This window comes from Pseudomonas sp. P135, from assembly GCF_020312125.1.
GTDB lineage: Bacteria > Pseudomonadota > Gammaproteobacteria > Pseudomonadales > Pseudomonadaceae > Aquipseudomonas > Aquipseudomonas fragariae.
On record NZ_JAGPYR010000002.1, the window covers coordinates 116,508 to 131,726 of the forward strand.

14 protein-coding genes are annotated in these 15,219 nt (G+C 59.4%); 9 read left to right on the forward strand and 5 right to left on the reverse strand.

Annotated elements, in window-relative coordinates; all coding sequences use genetic code 11:
• Positions 1-14 precede the first annotated feature (14 nt).
• Complete coding sequence (gene arfB / locus KBY08_RS03040; RefSeq protein ID WP_003314723.1) at positions 15-428, forward strand: alternative ribosome rescue aminoacyl-tRNA hydrolase ArfB; 414 nt, start codon at positions 15-17, stop codon at positions 426-428.
• 1,159 nt (positions 429-1,587) lie between these two features.
• Here arfB and KBY08_RS03045 read toward each other — a convergent pair.
• From KBY08_RS03045 to phhA, 4 genes are all read right to left on the reverse strand, one after another.
• Positions 1,588-2,787, reverse strand: coding sequence for an MFS transporter (locus KBY08_RS03045; protein ID WP_004411096.1), 1,200 nt, complete (start codon positions 2,785-2,787; stop codon positions 1,588-1,590).
• Positions 2,788-2,925: 138 nt separating this feature from the next.
• Positions 2,926-3,105, reverse strand: coding sequence for a hypothetical protein (locus KBY08_RS03050; RefSeq protein WP_003314725.1), 180 nt, complete (start codon positions 3,103-3,105; stop codon positions 2,926-2,928).
• A gap of 453 nt (positions 3,106-3,558) precedes the next feature.
• The gene (locus KBY08_RS03055; RefSeq protein WP_104653222.1) at positions 3,559-3,915 is read right to left on the reverse strand and encodes a 4a-hydroxytetrahydrobiopterin dehydratase; all 357 of its coding nucleotides are present in this window, start codon (positions 3,913-3,915) and stop codon (positions 3,559-3,561) included.
• 35 nt (positions 3,916-3,950) lie between these two features.
• A complete protein-coding gene (gene phhA / locus KBY08_RS03060) occupies positions 3,951-4,748 on the reverse strand; it encodes a phenylalanine 4-monooxygenase (protein ID WP_104653221.1) in 798 nt (265 codons plus the stop codon).
• A 266-nt stretch (positions 4,749-5,014) separates the two neighbouring features.
• Between phhA and KBY08_RS03065 the strand changes: the two genes are divergently transcribed.
• A complete protein-coding gene (locus KBY08_RS03065) occupies positions 5,015-6,592 on the forward strand; it encodes a sigma-54-dependent phenylalanine hydroxylase transcriptional regulator PhhR (protein WP_011268520.1) in 1,578 nt (525 codons plus the stop codon).
• Positions 6,593-6,702: 110 nt separating this feature from the next.
• On the opposite strand, the gene KBY08_RS03070 is transcribed toward KBY08_RS03065, so the two are convergent.
• Entirely contained in the window at positions 6,703-6,969 is a 267-nt protein-coding gene (locus tag KBY08_RS03070; protein WP_003404113.1) for a DUF2790 domain-containing protein, read from the reverse strand.
• A 405-nt stretch (positions 6,970-7,374) separates the two neighbouring features.
• Here KBY08_RS03070 and acs point away from each other — a divergent pair, with 405 nt between their 5' ends.
• The 7 genes from acs (at position 7,375) to argR (ending at position 15,128) form a co-directional block, all read left to right on the forward strand.
• Entirely contained in the window at positions 7,375-9,330 is a 1,956-nt protein-coding gene (gene acs, locus KBY08_RS03075; RefSeq protein WP_011268519.1) for an acetate--CoA ligase, read from the forward strand.
• 531 nt (positions 9,331-9,861) lie between these two features.
• Positions 9,862-10,638, forward strand: a complete 777-nt coding sequence (locus KBY08_RS03080) for an ABC transporter substrate-binding protein (protein WP_003404105.1) — start codon at positions 9,862-9,864, stop codon at positions 10,636-10,638.
• Between the two features lie 76 nt (positions 10,639-10,714).
• A complete protein-coding gene (locus tag KBY08_RS03085; protein ID WP_057457850.1) occupies positions 10,715-11,404 on the forward strand; it encodes an ABC transporter permease in 690 nt (229 codons plus the stop codon).
• Positions 11,401-12,099, forward strand: coding sequence for an ABC transporter permease (locus KBY08_RS03090; protein WP_003314733.1), 699 nt, complete (start codon positions 11,401-11,403; stop codon positions 12,097-12,099). Before KBY08_RS03085 ends, KBY08_RS03090 begins: the two co-directional genes overlap by 4 nt.
• A 1-nt stretch (position 12,100) precedes the next feature.
• Complete coding sequence (locus tag KBY08_RS03095) at positions 12,101-13,213, forward strand: succinylglutamate desuccinylase/aspartoacylase family protein (RefSeq protein ID WP_054091889.1); 1,113 nt, start codon at positions 12,101-12,103, stop codon at positions 13,211-13,213.
• Between the two features lie 22 nt (positions 13,214-13,235).
• Entirely contained in the window at positions 13,236-14,000 is a 765-nt protein-coding gene (locus tag KBY08_RS03100) for an ABC transporter ATP-binding protein (RefSeq protein WP_003404100.1), read from the forward strand.
• A 135-nt stretch (positions 14,001-14,135) separates the two neighbouring features.
• On the forward strand, positions 14,136-15,128 hold the full coding sequence (gene argR, locus KBY08_RS03105; RefSeq protein ID WP_024639109.1) for a transcriptional regulator ArgR: 993 nt from the start codon (positions 14,136-14,138) through the stop codon (positions 15,126-15,128).
• Positions 15,129-15,219 lie beyond the last annotated feature (91 nt).

Sequence of the window (15,219 nt, forward strand, 5' to 3'; positions counted from 1 at the left end):
AAGAAGAGACCCCGATGCTGGTGATTTCCAACAACGTTCATCTGCCGGACGCCGAGATCGAATTGACCGCTATCCGTGCCCAGGGCGCGGGCGGGCAGAACGTCAACAAGGTCTCCAGCGCCGTGCATTTGCGTTTCGACATCAACGCTTCGTCGCTGCCGCCGTTCTACAAGGAGCGGCTGCTGGCGTTGAGTGACAGCCGGATCACCAGCGACGGCGTAATTGTGCTCAAGGCTCAGCAGTATCGAACCCAGGAGCAGAACCGTGCCGATGCCTTGCTGCGCCTGAGCGAGCTGATCGTCAACGCGGCCAAGGTCGAAAAGAAACGCCGCCCGACCCGCCCGACCCTCGGCTCCAAGACCCGGCGCCTGGAGTCCAAGAGCAAGCGCGGCTCGATCAAGGCCGGACGCGGGAAAGTGGATTTCTGAGGTGTTTTTCAGTCTCGTGCCACGCAGTGCTCAGCGCTATACAAAAGTCTGCGCTTGATTCTGGCCGCAGGCCGTAGGAGCGAACTTGTTCGCGAAAGGGCCCGTACCGTCGCAGAAATTTTGGCGTTCAAAACAATGTCTTCGCGAACAAGTTCGCTCCTACAAAAGCCCTCCCGCCCTCACGCTCGAACGTAGGAGCGAACTTGTTCGCGAAAGGGCCCGTACAGTCGCAGAAGATTTAGCGTTCAAAACAATGCCTTCGCGAGCAAGTTCGCTCCTACAAAAGCCCCGTTCCCACGCTCGAACGTAGGAGCGAACTTGTTCGCGAAAGGGCCCGTACCGTCGCGGAAGATTTGGCGTTCAAAACAATGCCTTCGCGAACAAGTTCGTTCCTAGAAAAGCCCCGTTCCCACGCTCGAACGTAGGAGCGAACTTGTTCGCGAAAGGGCCCGTACAGTCGCAGAAGATTTAGCGTTCAAAACAATGTCTTCGCGAACAAGTTCGCTCCTACAAAAGCCCCGTTCCCACGCTCGAACGTAGGAGCGAACTTGTTCGCGAAAGGGCCCGTACCGTCGCAGAAGATTTAGCGTTCAAAACAATGTCTTCGCGAACAAGTTCGCTCCTACAAAAGCCCCGTTCCCACGCTCGAACGTAGGAGCGAACTTGTTCGCGAAAGGGCCCGTACAGTCGCAGAAGATTTAGCGTTCAAAACAATGCCTTCGCGAACAAGTTCGCTCCTACAAAAGCCCCGTTCCCACGCTCGAACGTAGGAGCGAACTTGTTCGCGAAAGGGCTCGTACAGTCGCAGAAATTTTGGCGTTCAAAACAATGTCTTCGCGAACAAGTTCGCTCCTACAAAAGCCCCGTTCCCACGCTCGAACGTAGGAGCGAACTTGTTCGCGAAAGGGCTCGTACCGTCGCGGAAGATCTGGCGTTCAAAACAATGCCTTCGCGAACAAGTTCGCTCCTACAAAAGCCCCGTTCCCACGCTCGAACGTAGGAGCGAACTTGTTCGCGAAAGGGCCCGTACCGTCGCGGAAGATTTTGCGTTCAAAACAATGTCTTCGCGAACAAGTTCGCTCCTACGCCCTGCGGGCAGCAGCCTGAAAACTCCGCTTTTCGGGCTCTTCAGGACCTGTATGACTATGAGCACCGATCATTACTGGCGCAGCACCTGTGCCTGCTTGTACAGATAAACGCTCAACGCCAGCCCGGTGAGTGACGCCAGTGCCGCGAACAGGAAGATCGAGACGAAGCCGAAACCGGCGGCAATGGCGCCTGCCAGTGGCCCGGTGATGCCCAGTGACAGGTCGATGAACAGCGAGTAGGCGCCCACTGCCGCGCCCCGGCTCGACGCCGGGACCAGATTGACCGCTTCCACGCCCAGCGCCGGGAATACCAGCGAGAATCCGAAGCCGGTCAGCGCCGCGCCAGCCAGCGCCAGGTCCGGAGTGGGTGCCAGCCACAGCAGCAATAGCCCCAGGCTTTCCACGGACATGCAGACAATCGCCACTCGAAAGCCGCCCAGGCGATTGATCAGGTTGCCGAACAGCAGGCGCGCGGCGATGAAACTGCCACCAAACAGCGTCAGGCACAGCGCGGCATTCGGCCAGTGGTTGCTCGCGTAATACAGGGTGATGAACGTCGCGATAGTGCCGAAACCGATACCGCCCAATGCCAGGCCCATGCCATGCGGAAACACTCGCCCCAGCACATGCATGAATGGCAGTCGCTCACCCTGCACAATAGGCGCCGGCTCTTTATGCCAGGTCAGGTACAGGCCCAGCGCGCACAGCAGCATGATGCTCACGCCCACTGTCCACAGGCCGAGTTCGTCAACCATCCACACGCCCAGTGGCGCACCGATGGCCAGCGCGCCGTAGCTGGCGATGCCATTCCAGGAAATGACCTTGGCGGTGTTCTGTGCGCCGACCCGGCCGATGCCCCAGCCAATCGAACCAGAACCGACCAGGCTTTCCGCAGCACCGAGGATCACCCGGCCAATCAGCAGAATCACCAGGCTCGCCATCGGCCAGCTGTCCAGCCACACCGGCACCAGCATGAACACACCGCTCAGCCCGCAACCGGTCAGCCCGATCTGCACAGCTTTCTTGCTGCCCAGATTGTCGATGATGCGACTCGACCAGGGCCGACTGATCAGCGTGGCCAGGTATTGCACGCTGATGACCAGCCCGGCGATGACTGCACCAAAGCCCAGATCACTGTGGACATAGCCGGGCAGAACGGCGAGGGGAATGCCGATGTTCAGGTAGCCGATAAAGGTGAACATCACGATGGACACGACGGTCAGGGTAACGGCCATCGGGGTTTGCGGTGTGTTTTGCTGTGTCTCGGACATGGGGCGGGCTTTCGTTCTTTTGCGGGCATGGCGTTCGAGCGGGCAGGGAAAACCCTTAGCAAGCTCTCGAAGTGCTCATCATACCGATGCATCGGGCGATGCAGGTGCAACAGATTGAAATAAACCTGAATGGAGGGGCTATTTGTCCCTGGGGGCCACAAGGTGTGTGGTCACGAGAGCGGCCAAGGCGTTTTCCTGAGTACCGAAACGGGCGAGCAGGGCGCTCTGTTTTTCCGGGCTGAGGCGTGACCAGATCTCGATCATTTTCTCGGCGGTGCCAATCAGGGCGCTGGCTTGGGTTTCAGTGAAGTCGCTCATAAAAATCTGCTGTTTGCCTGTTGCTGGTTTTCCAGGCGTATTGAAAACCGGCAAAACCGTTTTTCGATACGCCTGAAAACAATCGCCTTCAGTCTTTGCTTCCGGCTTTCTGGCTGTCTTGAGCCGAGGGTGCTGCTTTCATTGCGACAGGTTGACCAAGCTCTTGCTGAGCCAGAGTCGACTGTTGTGGTTCCTGTTGGCCTGGTGGGAAGTTAGGGATTTCATGCATCGTCGTCGCTCCTCGCAAGGGGTTGCAGATAGAACCGTGCTTTAAAAAGCCTGCGCAGGATAACCCACTGAAAATGACAATCAGGATATTTTTTTACCCTGATTGCCCTGATCGTGAAACAAAATCGCGTTTTTACTGTCCGGCTTTTCACCTTGCGAGGTGCTGAGCAGCTTGATTTCATTGGGCCGGACCGCTCTGGCAAGGTCCATGGCCCGCCAATCATTTTATTTTCGGCCTTCTGCGCCCTTGGCCACTTCGTCAGTGCGCGCGGCCATGATGAAGTCGTTGCGGTGCAGGCCCTTGATTGAGTGGCTCCACCAGGTCACGGTCACCTTGCCCCACTCAGTCAGCAGGCCGGGATGATGGCCTTCCGCTTCGGCAATCTCACCCACTGCGTTGGTGAACGCCAGCGCCCATTTGAAATTCTTGAACAGAAAGACTTTTTCCAGCTGCATCACCGCGTCGCGGACCTCGATGCTCCAGTCCGGGATCTGCTTGAGCAGTTCCGGCAATTCGGCTTCGCTGACCTGCGGCGCATCGGCACGGCAGGCTTCACAGTGAGGTTGATTCAAGGTGGTCATAAGCAGAGGGTCCTTTTCGGAGAGCTGGCCGAGTGTCAGGCGGCGTGGCTTTTGGTTTTAGGTGGAAACTTGGGTGCGTGCAAGCCCAACTGCATGCCTTGCCCGACCAGCGCCATGATGTCCTGCTGCGCCAGGTCGAACAGACGCTTCAGATCCGGCAGGACAAAGTACAGCGGTTGCAGAATGTCGATGCGATAAGGCGTGCGCATCGCTTCAAGCGCATCGAAAGGCCGGTGTTCGGGGGCTGACGACAAGCTGTACAGCGCTTCCTTCGGCGAAGAAAGAATACCGCCGCCGTAGATTTTCCGCCCCTGCGGGGTATCGACCAGGCCGAACTCGATGGTCATCCAGTACAGCCGGGCCAGGTACACGCGTTGTTCCTTGCTCGCGCTCAGGCCGAGTTTGCCGTAGGTATGGGTGAATTCGGCAAACCACGGATTGGTCAGCAGCGGGCAGTGGCCAAATATTTCATGAAAGATGTCCGGTTCTTGCAGGTAGTCCAGTTCTTCTGCGCTACGGATGAACGTCGCCACCGGAAAACGCTTGCTGGCCAGCAGTTCAAAAAACGTCTGGAAGGGGATCAGCGCAGGCACTCGCTCGACCTGCCAGCCCGTGGTCGCGCCCAGAACCTTGTTGATTTCGCCTAACTGAGGAATGCGATCAAGCGGCAGGCCCAGTTGCTCGATGCCGTCCAGATACTCCTGGCAGGCACGCCCTTCGATGATCTCCATCTGCCGGGTGATCAGGGTGTTCCATACCGCATGTTCGTCCGCCGTGTAATCGATGAAACCCGAAGCGTCCGGCTCGCGTGCCACGTAAAGCGTCTGGGCCATGCTGATGTCCTCGAAAGGCTGCTGTTTTTAGAGTGTTCTTGTAAAAGCCTGTGTTCAGGAATAACCCGGTTTCGAGGGCGCGTCAGCGGCGGTGAGCAGGGCAGCGCAAGGGTTTGATCACTGGCTCGTAACGAAAAGTTTACGTTTGCGATGAATGAGGCCTGAAATCAGTCCTACTGCCGCTCGCGAAGCGTGCATGCGTAACGTATTGTTGACATTAATTTTGCCGCCTCATAAAAAACATACCCTCACAGGGGCAACGACTCATGCGCATCAAGGTGCACTGCCAGAACCGCATCGGCATTCTTCGCGACATTCTCGATCTGCTGGTGGCTTACGGCGTCAACGTGGCGCGTGGTGAAGTGGGGGGTGAGCACGGTGACGCGATCTATCTGCATTGCCCGAACCTGATCAACCTGCAGTTCCAGGCCTTGCGCCCGAAGTTCGAGGCGATCACCGGGGTGTTCGGCGTCAAGCGTGTCGGGCTGATGCCCAGCGAGCGCCGGCACATGGAGCTCAATGCCTTGCTCGGCGCGCTGGAATTTCCGGTGTTGTCCATCGACATGGGCGGGGCTATCGTTGCGGCCAATCGTGCCGCTGCGCAATTGCTGGGTGTGCGGGTCGATGAGGTGCCGGGCATGCCCTTGTCGCGTTACGCCGAAGATTTCGACCTGCCTGAACTGGTGCGCGCCAGCCAGTCGCGGATCAACGGCCTGCGGGTCAAGGTATGCGGCGATGTGTTTCTTGCCGATATCGCGCCCCTGCAATCGGAACATGATGACAGCGAGGCCATGGCCGGGGCCGTGCTGACGCTGCACCGTGCTGATCGGGTCGGCGAGCGCATCTACCATGTGCGCAAGCAGGAGTTGCGCGGCTTCGACAGTATCTTTCAGAGCTCGAAGGTCATGGCCGCTGTGGTTCGCGAGGCGCGGCGCATGGCGCCCCTCGATGCGCCGCTGCTGATCGAGGGTGAGACCGGCACCGGCAAGGAATTGCTGGCCCGCGCCTGCCACCTGGCCAGCCCGCGCGGCCAGTCACCGCTGATGGCGCTCAACTGCGCCGGGTTGTCGGAGTCGATGGCCGAGATCGAGCTGTTCGGCTATGACCCCGGCGCGTTCGAAGGTGCGCGTGCGGAAGGGCGGCTGGGGCTATTGGAGCTGACCGCGGGCGGCACGCTGTTTCTCGATGGCGTGGGCGAGCTGAGTGCCCGCATGCAGGCCAAGCTGCTGCGCTTCATTCAGGACGGCAGTTTTCGCCGGGTCGGCAGCGACGAGGACATGTTTCTCGATGTGCGGGTGATGTGTTCGACCCAGGTCGATCTCTCGGAGCTGTGCGCCAAGGGCATGTTCAGGCAGGACCTTTATCATCGCCTTAATGTGCTTTCACTGCATATACCCCCACTGCGCGACTGTCTGGACGGTCTTGAGCCGCTGGTGGAGCATTTTCTCGATCAGGCCAGCCGGCAGATCGGCTGTGCGCTGCCCGGCATATCACCTGCGGCCATCAAACGCCTTGGTCAGTACCACTGGCCCGGTAATGTGCGGCAATTGGAAAATGTATTGTTTCAGGCCGTATCGCTGTGTGACGGCGGCAAGGTGCAGGCCGAGCATATTCGTTTGCCGGACTACGGCATGCGACAGGGGTTGAGTGAGGTGTCGCTGGAGGGCGGGCTGGGCGCTATTATCGGGCGCTTTGAAAAGTCGGTGCTGGAACAACTCTATGCGCAATATCCCAGCAGTCGCCAATTAGGCAAACGCCTGGGAGTGTCTCATACAACAATTGCCAACAAGTTGCGCGACTATGAAGTGGGGCGCGAATCAGATCCGCATTCAACGGATAAATAACTCGCTCATTGATAGTTCCGTCACCCACTTCGTGCATGCGCCTCGCACCTTATATAGCGGCGAGGCTATAGCGGCGAGGCGTCGTGCACAGGTTGCAACGGCAAGAAGCCTCAACCGTTGCTGCAGCCGTTGCCCATCACCTGATAGCCCATGGTGTGGCGTGCGCCCTGCGAATCTTCATACACCATCCGCGCCGGGACCACTTCGCAGACATTGGGTATCTGGCTGATGGAAATAACCCGAGCGATATCCAGATGAGTGCCGTAGGTATATTGCTCGACACGCGCCTGTTGCGCAGCCACTTTGGTCTGCGATTCTTCGGCCATGGCCAGACTACTGACGCCGCACAGGGCCAATGCCACTAATAAAGCTTTCATTGTCGTTTACCTTTTTCAAAGTGAGCGCCGTCGCATCACGTTTTTGACGTCATGGGCTAGGGCGGTCTGATACGTTTTTCGAGTTGGAACAACACTGCGTGGGGGCAGTTGATGTCTGCCTTGTTGGCGGATCGAATTCTATGCCTGTTGTGACAGCGCATATATAAAGACTTTGGATAAGCGCTTTTATCAAAATGGTAATAATCTTTAGGGCAGCTGCAAGCTGCAAGCTTCAAGCTTCAAGCTTCATGCTTCATGCTTCATGCTTGCGGCTTGCGGCTTGCGGCTTGCGGCTCCGGCCCCGGCCCCGGCCCCGCCCGGTAATACCAACGTCGAATGGCCCCTGCGGGTGGGGCGGGATACAACAGGGGCATAAAACAACAACTATCCACCGAGGTAACCAAGATGAGTGCAGCTTCCCTGTACCCCGTCCGCCCAGAAGTCGCAGCGACTACGCTGACGGATGAAGCGACCTACAAGGCCATGTACCAGCAGTCGGTGGTCAACCCTGATGGTTTCTGGCGTGAACAGGCTCAGCGCCTCGACTGGATCAAACCTTTCAGTGTGGTCAAACAGACCTCGTTCGATGATCACCGTGTCGATATCAAATGGTTCGCCGACGGCACGCTGAACGTTGCCTACAACTGCCTGGATCGCCATCTGGAAGAACGCGGCGACAGCATCGCCATTATCTGGGAGGGCGACGACCCTTCCGAGCATCGGGAAATCACCTACCGCGAACTGCACGCCGAAGTGTGCAAGTTCGCCAACGCCCTGCGTGGCCAGGATGTGCACCGTGGCGACGTCGTGACGATCTACATGCCGATGATCCCCGAAGCTGTGGTCGCCATGCTGGCATGCGCCCGGATCGGTGCGATTCACTCGGTGGTGTTCGGCGGTTTCTCGCCCGAAGCACTGGCTGGCCGGATCATCGATTGCAGTTCCAAAGTGGTCATCACTGCTGACGAAGGTCTGCGTGGCGGCAAGAAGACGGCGCTCAAGGCCAACGTCGACCGCGCCCTGACCAACCCGGAAACCAGCAGCGTGCAGAAGGTTATCGTCTGCAAGCGCACCGGGGGCGAGATCGAATGGAACCGTCACCGTGATATCTGGTACCACTCGCTTCTGGAAGTGGCGTCCAGCACCTGCGCGCCGAAAGAGATGGGCGCCGAAGAGTCGCTGTTCATTCTCTACACCTCGGGCTCGACCGGTAAACCCAAGGGCGTGTTGCACACCACCGCAGGTTACCTGCTGTATGCCGCGCTGACCCACGAACGCGTGTTCGACTACCGGCCGGGTGAAGTTTACTGGTGCACCGCCGACGTCGGCTGGGTCACCGGGCACAGTTACATTGTCTACGGGCCTCTGGCCAACGGTGCGACCACGCTGCTGTTCGAAGGCGTGCCGAACTATCCGGACATCACCCGCGTGTCGAAGATCATCGACAAGCACAAGGTCAATATCCTCTATACCGCGCCGACCGCGATTCGCGCCATGATGGCTGAAGGCACCAAGTCCGTTGAAGGTGCCGACGGTTCCAGCCTGCGCCTGCTGGGTTCGGTGGGCGAGCCGATCAACCCGGAGGCCTGGGCCTGGTACTACAACACGGTCGGCAAGCAGAACTGCCCGATTGTCGATACCTGGTGGCAGACCGAAACCGGTGGCATTCTGATCAGCCCGTTGCCAGGTGCGACCGCCCTGAAGCCGGGCTCGGCGACACGTCCGTTCTTCGGCGTGATCCCGGCGCTGGTGGACAACCTGGGTAACCTCATCGAGGGCGCTGCCGAGGGCAATCTGGTGATCCTCGATTCGTGGCCGGGCCAGTCGCGCTCGCTCTATGGTGATCACGACCGTTTCGTCGACACCTACTTCAAGACGTTCCGCGGCATGTACTTCACCGGTGACGGTGCCCGTCGTGACGAGGACGGTTATTTCTGGATCACCGGGCGTGTGGACGACGTGCTCAACGTTTCCGGCCACCGCATGGGCACGGCTGAAATCGAAAGCGCGATGGTTGCGCACCCGAAAGTCGCCGAGGCTGCAGTGGTCGGTGTGCCGCATGACCTGAAGGGGCAGGGCATCTACGTCTATGTGACCCTCAACGGCGGTGAAGAGCCGAGTGACGCGCTGCGCACTGAATTGCGCAACTGGGTACGCAAGGAGATCGGCCCGATTGCCTCGCCTGACTTCATTCAGTGGGCGCCCGGCCTGCCGAAGACCCGTTCAGGCAAGATCATGCGCCGTATCCTGCGCAAGATTGCGACTGCCGAGTACGATGCGCTGGGTGACATCTCCACCCTGGCCGACCCGGGCGTGGTGCAGCATCTGATCGATACGCACAAGACCATGAACGCTGCCTGAGCGATCCTGTGACTGAAGCGCCCCGTTCGGTGAGAGCCGATCGGGGCGCTTTTGTTTCCAGGGGCTGAAGCGAGAAACGGGATATATATCGGGTTGTTACCGGTTTACACGGTGTTGTCGCGCGGTGCTTCGTTGTGGGACATGTCCGGGCTTTCTGTGTAGGAAAGTACGACGCAGCAGGGCTTTAAAACCGCCATGTGGCACGCCGGGCTTGCCGGATTAAAAGGGTTTGCCAATAATGGGCGCACTTTTTGCTGTTATGACAGGTTAAGTCTGCGCTGCTGGATCAGCAGAAACAGGTCCCGTCAATACCGTGTAGCGGGTTTTCAGGTGCTTCTGTAACTAGTTGTCGCATTGAAGAAATATCGACTTTGAGCCTGTCGTTAAAATGCCTCTCATTCGCCGGAGGGCTGTGAACCGCCAGCGCGGTGTCACGCATCCGGCGTCGCTCCTCCCCGAGATTGTCCTTTCGCACATTGGGCGCTTGCTCACTTTGCCATTTGTCGTGCTTTACCGATGGAGTCCCTGGAAATGAAAAAGCTCATGCTTATTGGCGCGATGGCGTTGTCCGTGCTCGCCCAGCCGATCTTTGCTGATGAAAAACCACTGAAAATCGGTATCGAAGCGGCTTACCCTCCGTTCGCGTCCAAGGCCCCGGATGGCAGCATCGTCGGCTTTGACTACGACATCGGCAATGCGCTGTGTGAAGAAATGAAGGTCAAGTGCACCTGGGTCGAGCAGGAATTCGACGGGCTTATCCCGGCGCTGAAAGTGCGCAAGATCGATGCGATCCTGTCGTCGATGTCCATCACCGACGACCGCAAGAAGTCCGTGGACTTCACCGGCAAGTATTACAATTCACCGGCGCGTCTGGTGATGAAGGACGGCACTACGGTCAGCGACAGCCTGGCTGAGCTCAAGGGCAAGAAGATCGGCGTACAGCGTGGCACGATTCACGAGCGTTTCGCCCGTGAAGTGCTGGCCCCGCAGGGTGTCGAAGTGACGCCGTACGGTTCGCAGAACGAAATCTATCTGGACATCAGTGCAGGGCGCCTTGACGGTACTATCGCCGACGCCACGCTGTTGCAGGACGGCTTCCTGAAAACCGACGCTGGCAAAGGCTATGCGTTCGTAGGCCCGTCGTTCTTCGATCCGAAATACTTCGGTGACGGCATCGGCATTGCCGTGCGCAAGGGCGACAAGGCCAACCTTGACCGTCTCAACGCCGCCATCGCCGCGATCCGCGCCAACGGCAAGTACAAGGCTATCCAGGACAAGTATTTCGACTTCGATATCTTCGGCAAATAAGTCGTCGCAACGAGATGGCGCAAACAGGGTTGCCTGGCTTGCGCCATTTTTATTCCACGCTTGAGGACCGCACATCATGTTGAAAGGTTACGGAGCTGTCATCCTCGAAGGTGCCTGGCTGACGTTGCAGCTGGCCCTGTCGTCGATGGCTCTGGCGATCGTTCTCGGTCTGATCGGCGTGGCGCTGAGACTGTCTCCGGTACGCTGGATCGCCTGGCTGGGCGATCTGTACAGCACGGTGATTCGTGGCATTCCCGATCTGGTCCTGATTCTGCTGATTTTCTACGGCGGCCAGGACGTCCTCAACCGCGTCGCCCCGTTGCTGGGGTTTGACGACTACATCGACCTTGATCCGTTGATGGCCGGCATCTGCACGCTGGGCTTCATCTTCGGTGCGTATCTCTCGGAAACCTTTCGCGGTGCGTTCATGGCCATCCCCAAGGGGCAGGCCGAGGCGGGCATGGCGTATGGCCTGAGCAGTGGCAAGGTGTTCTTCCGCATTCTGGTGCCGCAGATGATTCGTCTGGCGATTCCCGGTTTCACCAACAACTGGCTGGTGCTGACCAAGGCCACTGCGCTGATCTCCGTGGTCGGTCTGCAGGACATGATGTTCAAGGCCAAGCAGGCGGCCGATGCCACCCGCGAGCCTTTCACCTTCTTTCTGGCGGTTGCGGCGATGTACCTGGTGATCACCAGTGTGTCGCTGCTCGCTTTGCGTTACCTCGAAAAACGCTACTCGGTAGGCGTGAGGGCGGCTGACCTATGATCTTTGACTACAACGTGATCTGGGACAGTCTGCCGCTGTACTTCGGCGGGCTGCTGACCACCCTGAAGCTGCTGGCGATTTCGCTCGCGTTCGGGCTGCTGGCGGCATTGCCGCTGGGCTTGATGCGGGTCTCGAAAAACCCTTGGGTGAACATGCCGGCCTGGCTGTACACCTACGTGATTCGCGGCACGCCGATGCTGGTGCAGCTGTTCCTGATCTACTACGGACTGGCCCAGTTCGACGCGGTGCGTGAAAGCTTTTTGTGGCCCTGGCTGTCCAGTGCCACCTTCTGTGCGTGCCTGGCATTCACCATCAATACCAGCGCCTACACGGCGGAGATCATCGCTGGCAGCCTCAAGGCCACTCCGGCGGGTGAAATCGAGGCCGCGCGGGCCATGGGCATGTCGAAAGCCAAGATGTACCGGCGCATTCTGCTGCCCTCGGCCTTGCGCCGGGCACTGCCGCAGTACAGCAACGAGGTCATCATGATGCTGCAGACTACCAGTCTGGCGTCCATCGTGACCCTGATCGACATCACGGGCGCGGCCCGTACGGTCAACGCGCAGTTCTACCTGCCTTTCGAGGCTTATATCACCGCAGGTGTTTTCTATCTGGGCCTGACATTCATTCTGGTGCGGCTGTTCAAGATCGCCGAACGCCGCTGGCTGGGCTACCTCGCCCCACGGAAGGTCTGAAATGCAAAGAACCGATCATGTATTGCCGTGGAGCACCCTCGGCACCGAGCGCACGCTGAGCGTCTTTCGCTTCGGCACCGGCGAGCGCAAGGCCTACATTCAGGCCAGCCTGCATGCCGACGAACTGCCCGGCATGCGCACGGCCTGGGAGCTGAAAAAACGCCTGACCGAGCTGGAGCAGCAAGGCCTCCTCAAAGGTGTCGTCGAACTGGTCCCGGTGGCCAATCCGCTGGGCCTGGGGCAGTTGCTGCAAGGCGCGCATCAGGGCCGTTTCGAGTTCGGCAGTGGCAAGAACTTCAACCGTGACTTCACCGAGCTGAGCGAGCCGGTCGCCGAGTTGCTGGAAGGTCAGTTGGGCGATGACCCGCGCGCCAATACCCGGCTGATTCGCCAGGCGATGAGCGCTGCGCTCGAAGGGCTGCCCGCGCCGCAGAGCGAATTGCAAGGCATGCAGCGCATCCTGCTCCGTCATGCCTGCGTCGCTGATGTGGTGCTCGATCTGCATTGTGATGCCGATGCCGCGCTGCACATGTACGCCTTGCCGCAGCACTGGCCACAATGGCGGTCGCTGTCGGCACATCTGAATATTCAGGTAGCGCTGCTCGCCGAAGATTCCGGTGGCAGCTCCTTCGATGAGGCCTGCTCGCTGCCGTGGTTGCGCCTTTCGCGGATTTTTCCGCAGGCGCAGATCCCGCTGGCCTGCCTCGCCACCACTCTTGAACTGGGCGGTCAGGCCGACACCGGCAAGCCGCAGGCAATCGCGCATGCCGAAGGTATCCTGGCGTTCCTCGCCGAGCAGGGCTTCATCAGTGGTGATTGGCCGCAGCCGGTGCACCAAGCCTGCGAAGGCTTGCCGTTCGAAGGCACCGAATTGCTCTATGCGCCGCACCCTGGTGTGGTGACGTTCCTGCGCGCTGCAGGCGACAGGGTCGAGGTGGGCGATCCGCTGTTCGAAGTGATCGACCCGCTGTCCGATCAGGTCAGTACCATTTGTGCGAATACTGCCGGGGTGTTGTTCGCCATCGAGCGGCTTCGTTACGCTCAACCCGGTTTCTGGCTGGCCAAGGTGGCGGGGCGCACGGCGCTGCGTCACGGACGTCTGCTCAGTGATTGACCGTACTGTGGAAACCCAAAGCATGAACAAACTGGAAGTGCAGGATCTGCACAAGCGCTATGGCAGTCACGAAGTGATCAAGGGCGTGTCCCTGACCGCCAAGGCCGGCGATGTCATCAGCATCATCGGCTCCAGCGGCTCGGGCAAAAGCACCTTTCTGCGCTGCATCAACCTGCTCGAACAGCCTCATGCCGGCAAGATCCTGCTCAACAACGAAGAGTTGAAGCTGGTGCCAAACAAGGAAGGCGGCCTGAAAGCTGCCGATGCCAAGCAGTTGCAGCGCATGCGTTCACGCCTGTCGATGGTGTTTCAGCACTTCAACCTGTGGTCGCACATGACTGCACTGCAGAACATCATCGAAGCGCCGGTCCATGTGCTGGGTGTGTCGAAAAAGGAAGCGCTGGAAAAGGCCGAACACTATCTGGCCAAGGTCGGTGTGTCCCATCGCAAGGACGCTTACCCTGGGCACATGTCCGGCGGTGAGCAGCAGCGTGTGGCGATTGCCCGCGCACTGGCGATGGAGCCCGAGGTCATGCTGTTCGATGAGCCGACCTCGGCGCTGGACCCGGAGCTGGTCGGTGATGTGCTAAAGGTCATGCAGGGCCTGGCTCAGGAAGGCCGCACCATGGTGGTGGTGACTCACGAAATGGGTTTTGCCCGTGAGGTCTCCAACCAGCTGGTTTTCCTGCACCAGGGCGTCGTTCTGGAACGTGGCAATCCGCGCGAAGTGCTGGCCAATCCGCAGACCGAGCGTTTGCAGCAATTCCTGTCCGGCAGCCTGAAGTGACGATCGGCAGCGCATGACGATGCCTTTTTATGCCAGAACAGGGCATGCTGCGCGACGCGCGACACGACCTGGATGTTCCAGATCGAGCTATCTTCCAAGGCTCGGCTTTTGCGGCAATACGTATCGGATCTCCCAATGACTGCCCATCGAATAGGTTTCCTCGTCTGGCCTGGTACCAGAGCCCTGACCCTGGCACTGGCCGAGGAAGCCTTGCGCGTTGCGCAGCGCGTTCACCCTGAAGTGGTCTATGAGCTGTCGTTTCTACAGGCCGAGGCCGCGGAGCCAGCGGCGCTTGCCGGTGCGTGGCAGTTGCCGGGTGAGCCCTGGGCCGGGCGACTGGAGGGCTTTCAGAAGCTGTTTTTACTGGCTGACGAGCCCCCGGCAGGCGTGGCCCCGGCGCTGGGCAGTGCGCTCAAGCAACTGGTGCGTGCCGGCTGTTCGATTGGCGGGCTGTCGGCGGGCGTCTATCCGCTTGCGCAACTGGGCCTGCTGGATGGCTACCGGGCCGCCGTGCACTGGCGCTGGCAGGACGACTTCGCCGAGCGCTTCCCCAAGGTCATCGCCACCAGCCATTTGTTCGATTGGGATCGGGATCGCCTGACCGCCTGTGGTGGCATGTCGGTGCTCGACCTGCTGCTGGCGGTGCTGTCCCGTGACCATGGGGCCGAACTGGCCGGGGCGGTGTCCGAAGAGCTGGTGGTCGAGCGTATTCGCGAAGGCGGCGAGCGTCAGCGCATTCCGCTGCAGAACCGTCTGGGCTCCAGCCATCCCAAGCTGACCCAGGCGGTGCTGTTGATGGAAGCCAACATCGAAGAGCCGTTGACCACCGACGAAATCGCCCAGCACGTGTGCGTGTCTCGTCGCCAACTGGAGCGGATCTTCAAGCAGTACCTCAACCGTGTGCCCAGCCAGTATTACCTGGAACTGCGCTTGAACAAGGCGCGCCAGATGCTGATGCAGACCAGCAAGTCGATCATTCAGATCGGCCTTTCGTGCGGTTTTTCCTCGGGGCCGCACTTCTCCAGCGCCTACCGCAATTTCTTCGGTGCCACGCCGCGTGAAGACCGCAATCAGCGACGCAGCAGCAGCCCGTTCGAACTTTCCCCTGTGCCTGCCGAACGCGGTTGATTGTCTCGTCGCGATAGAAGTGCTGCCGCGACAGCTCAGGTCCAGACAGGCCGGCTTCAATCCGTTTAAACTGCGCCTTTGTGACGCAAAT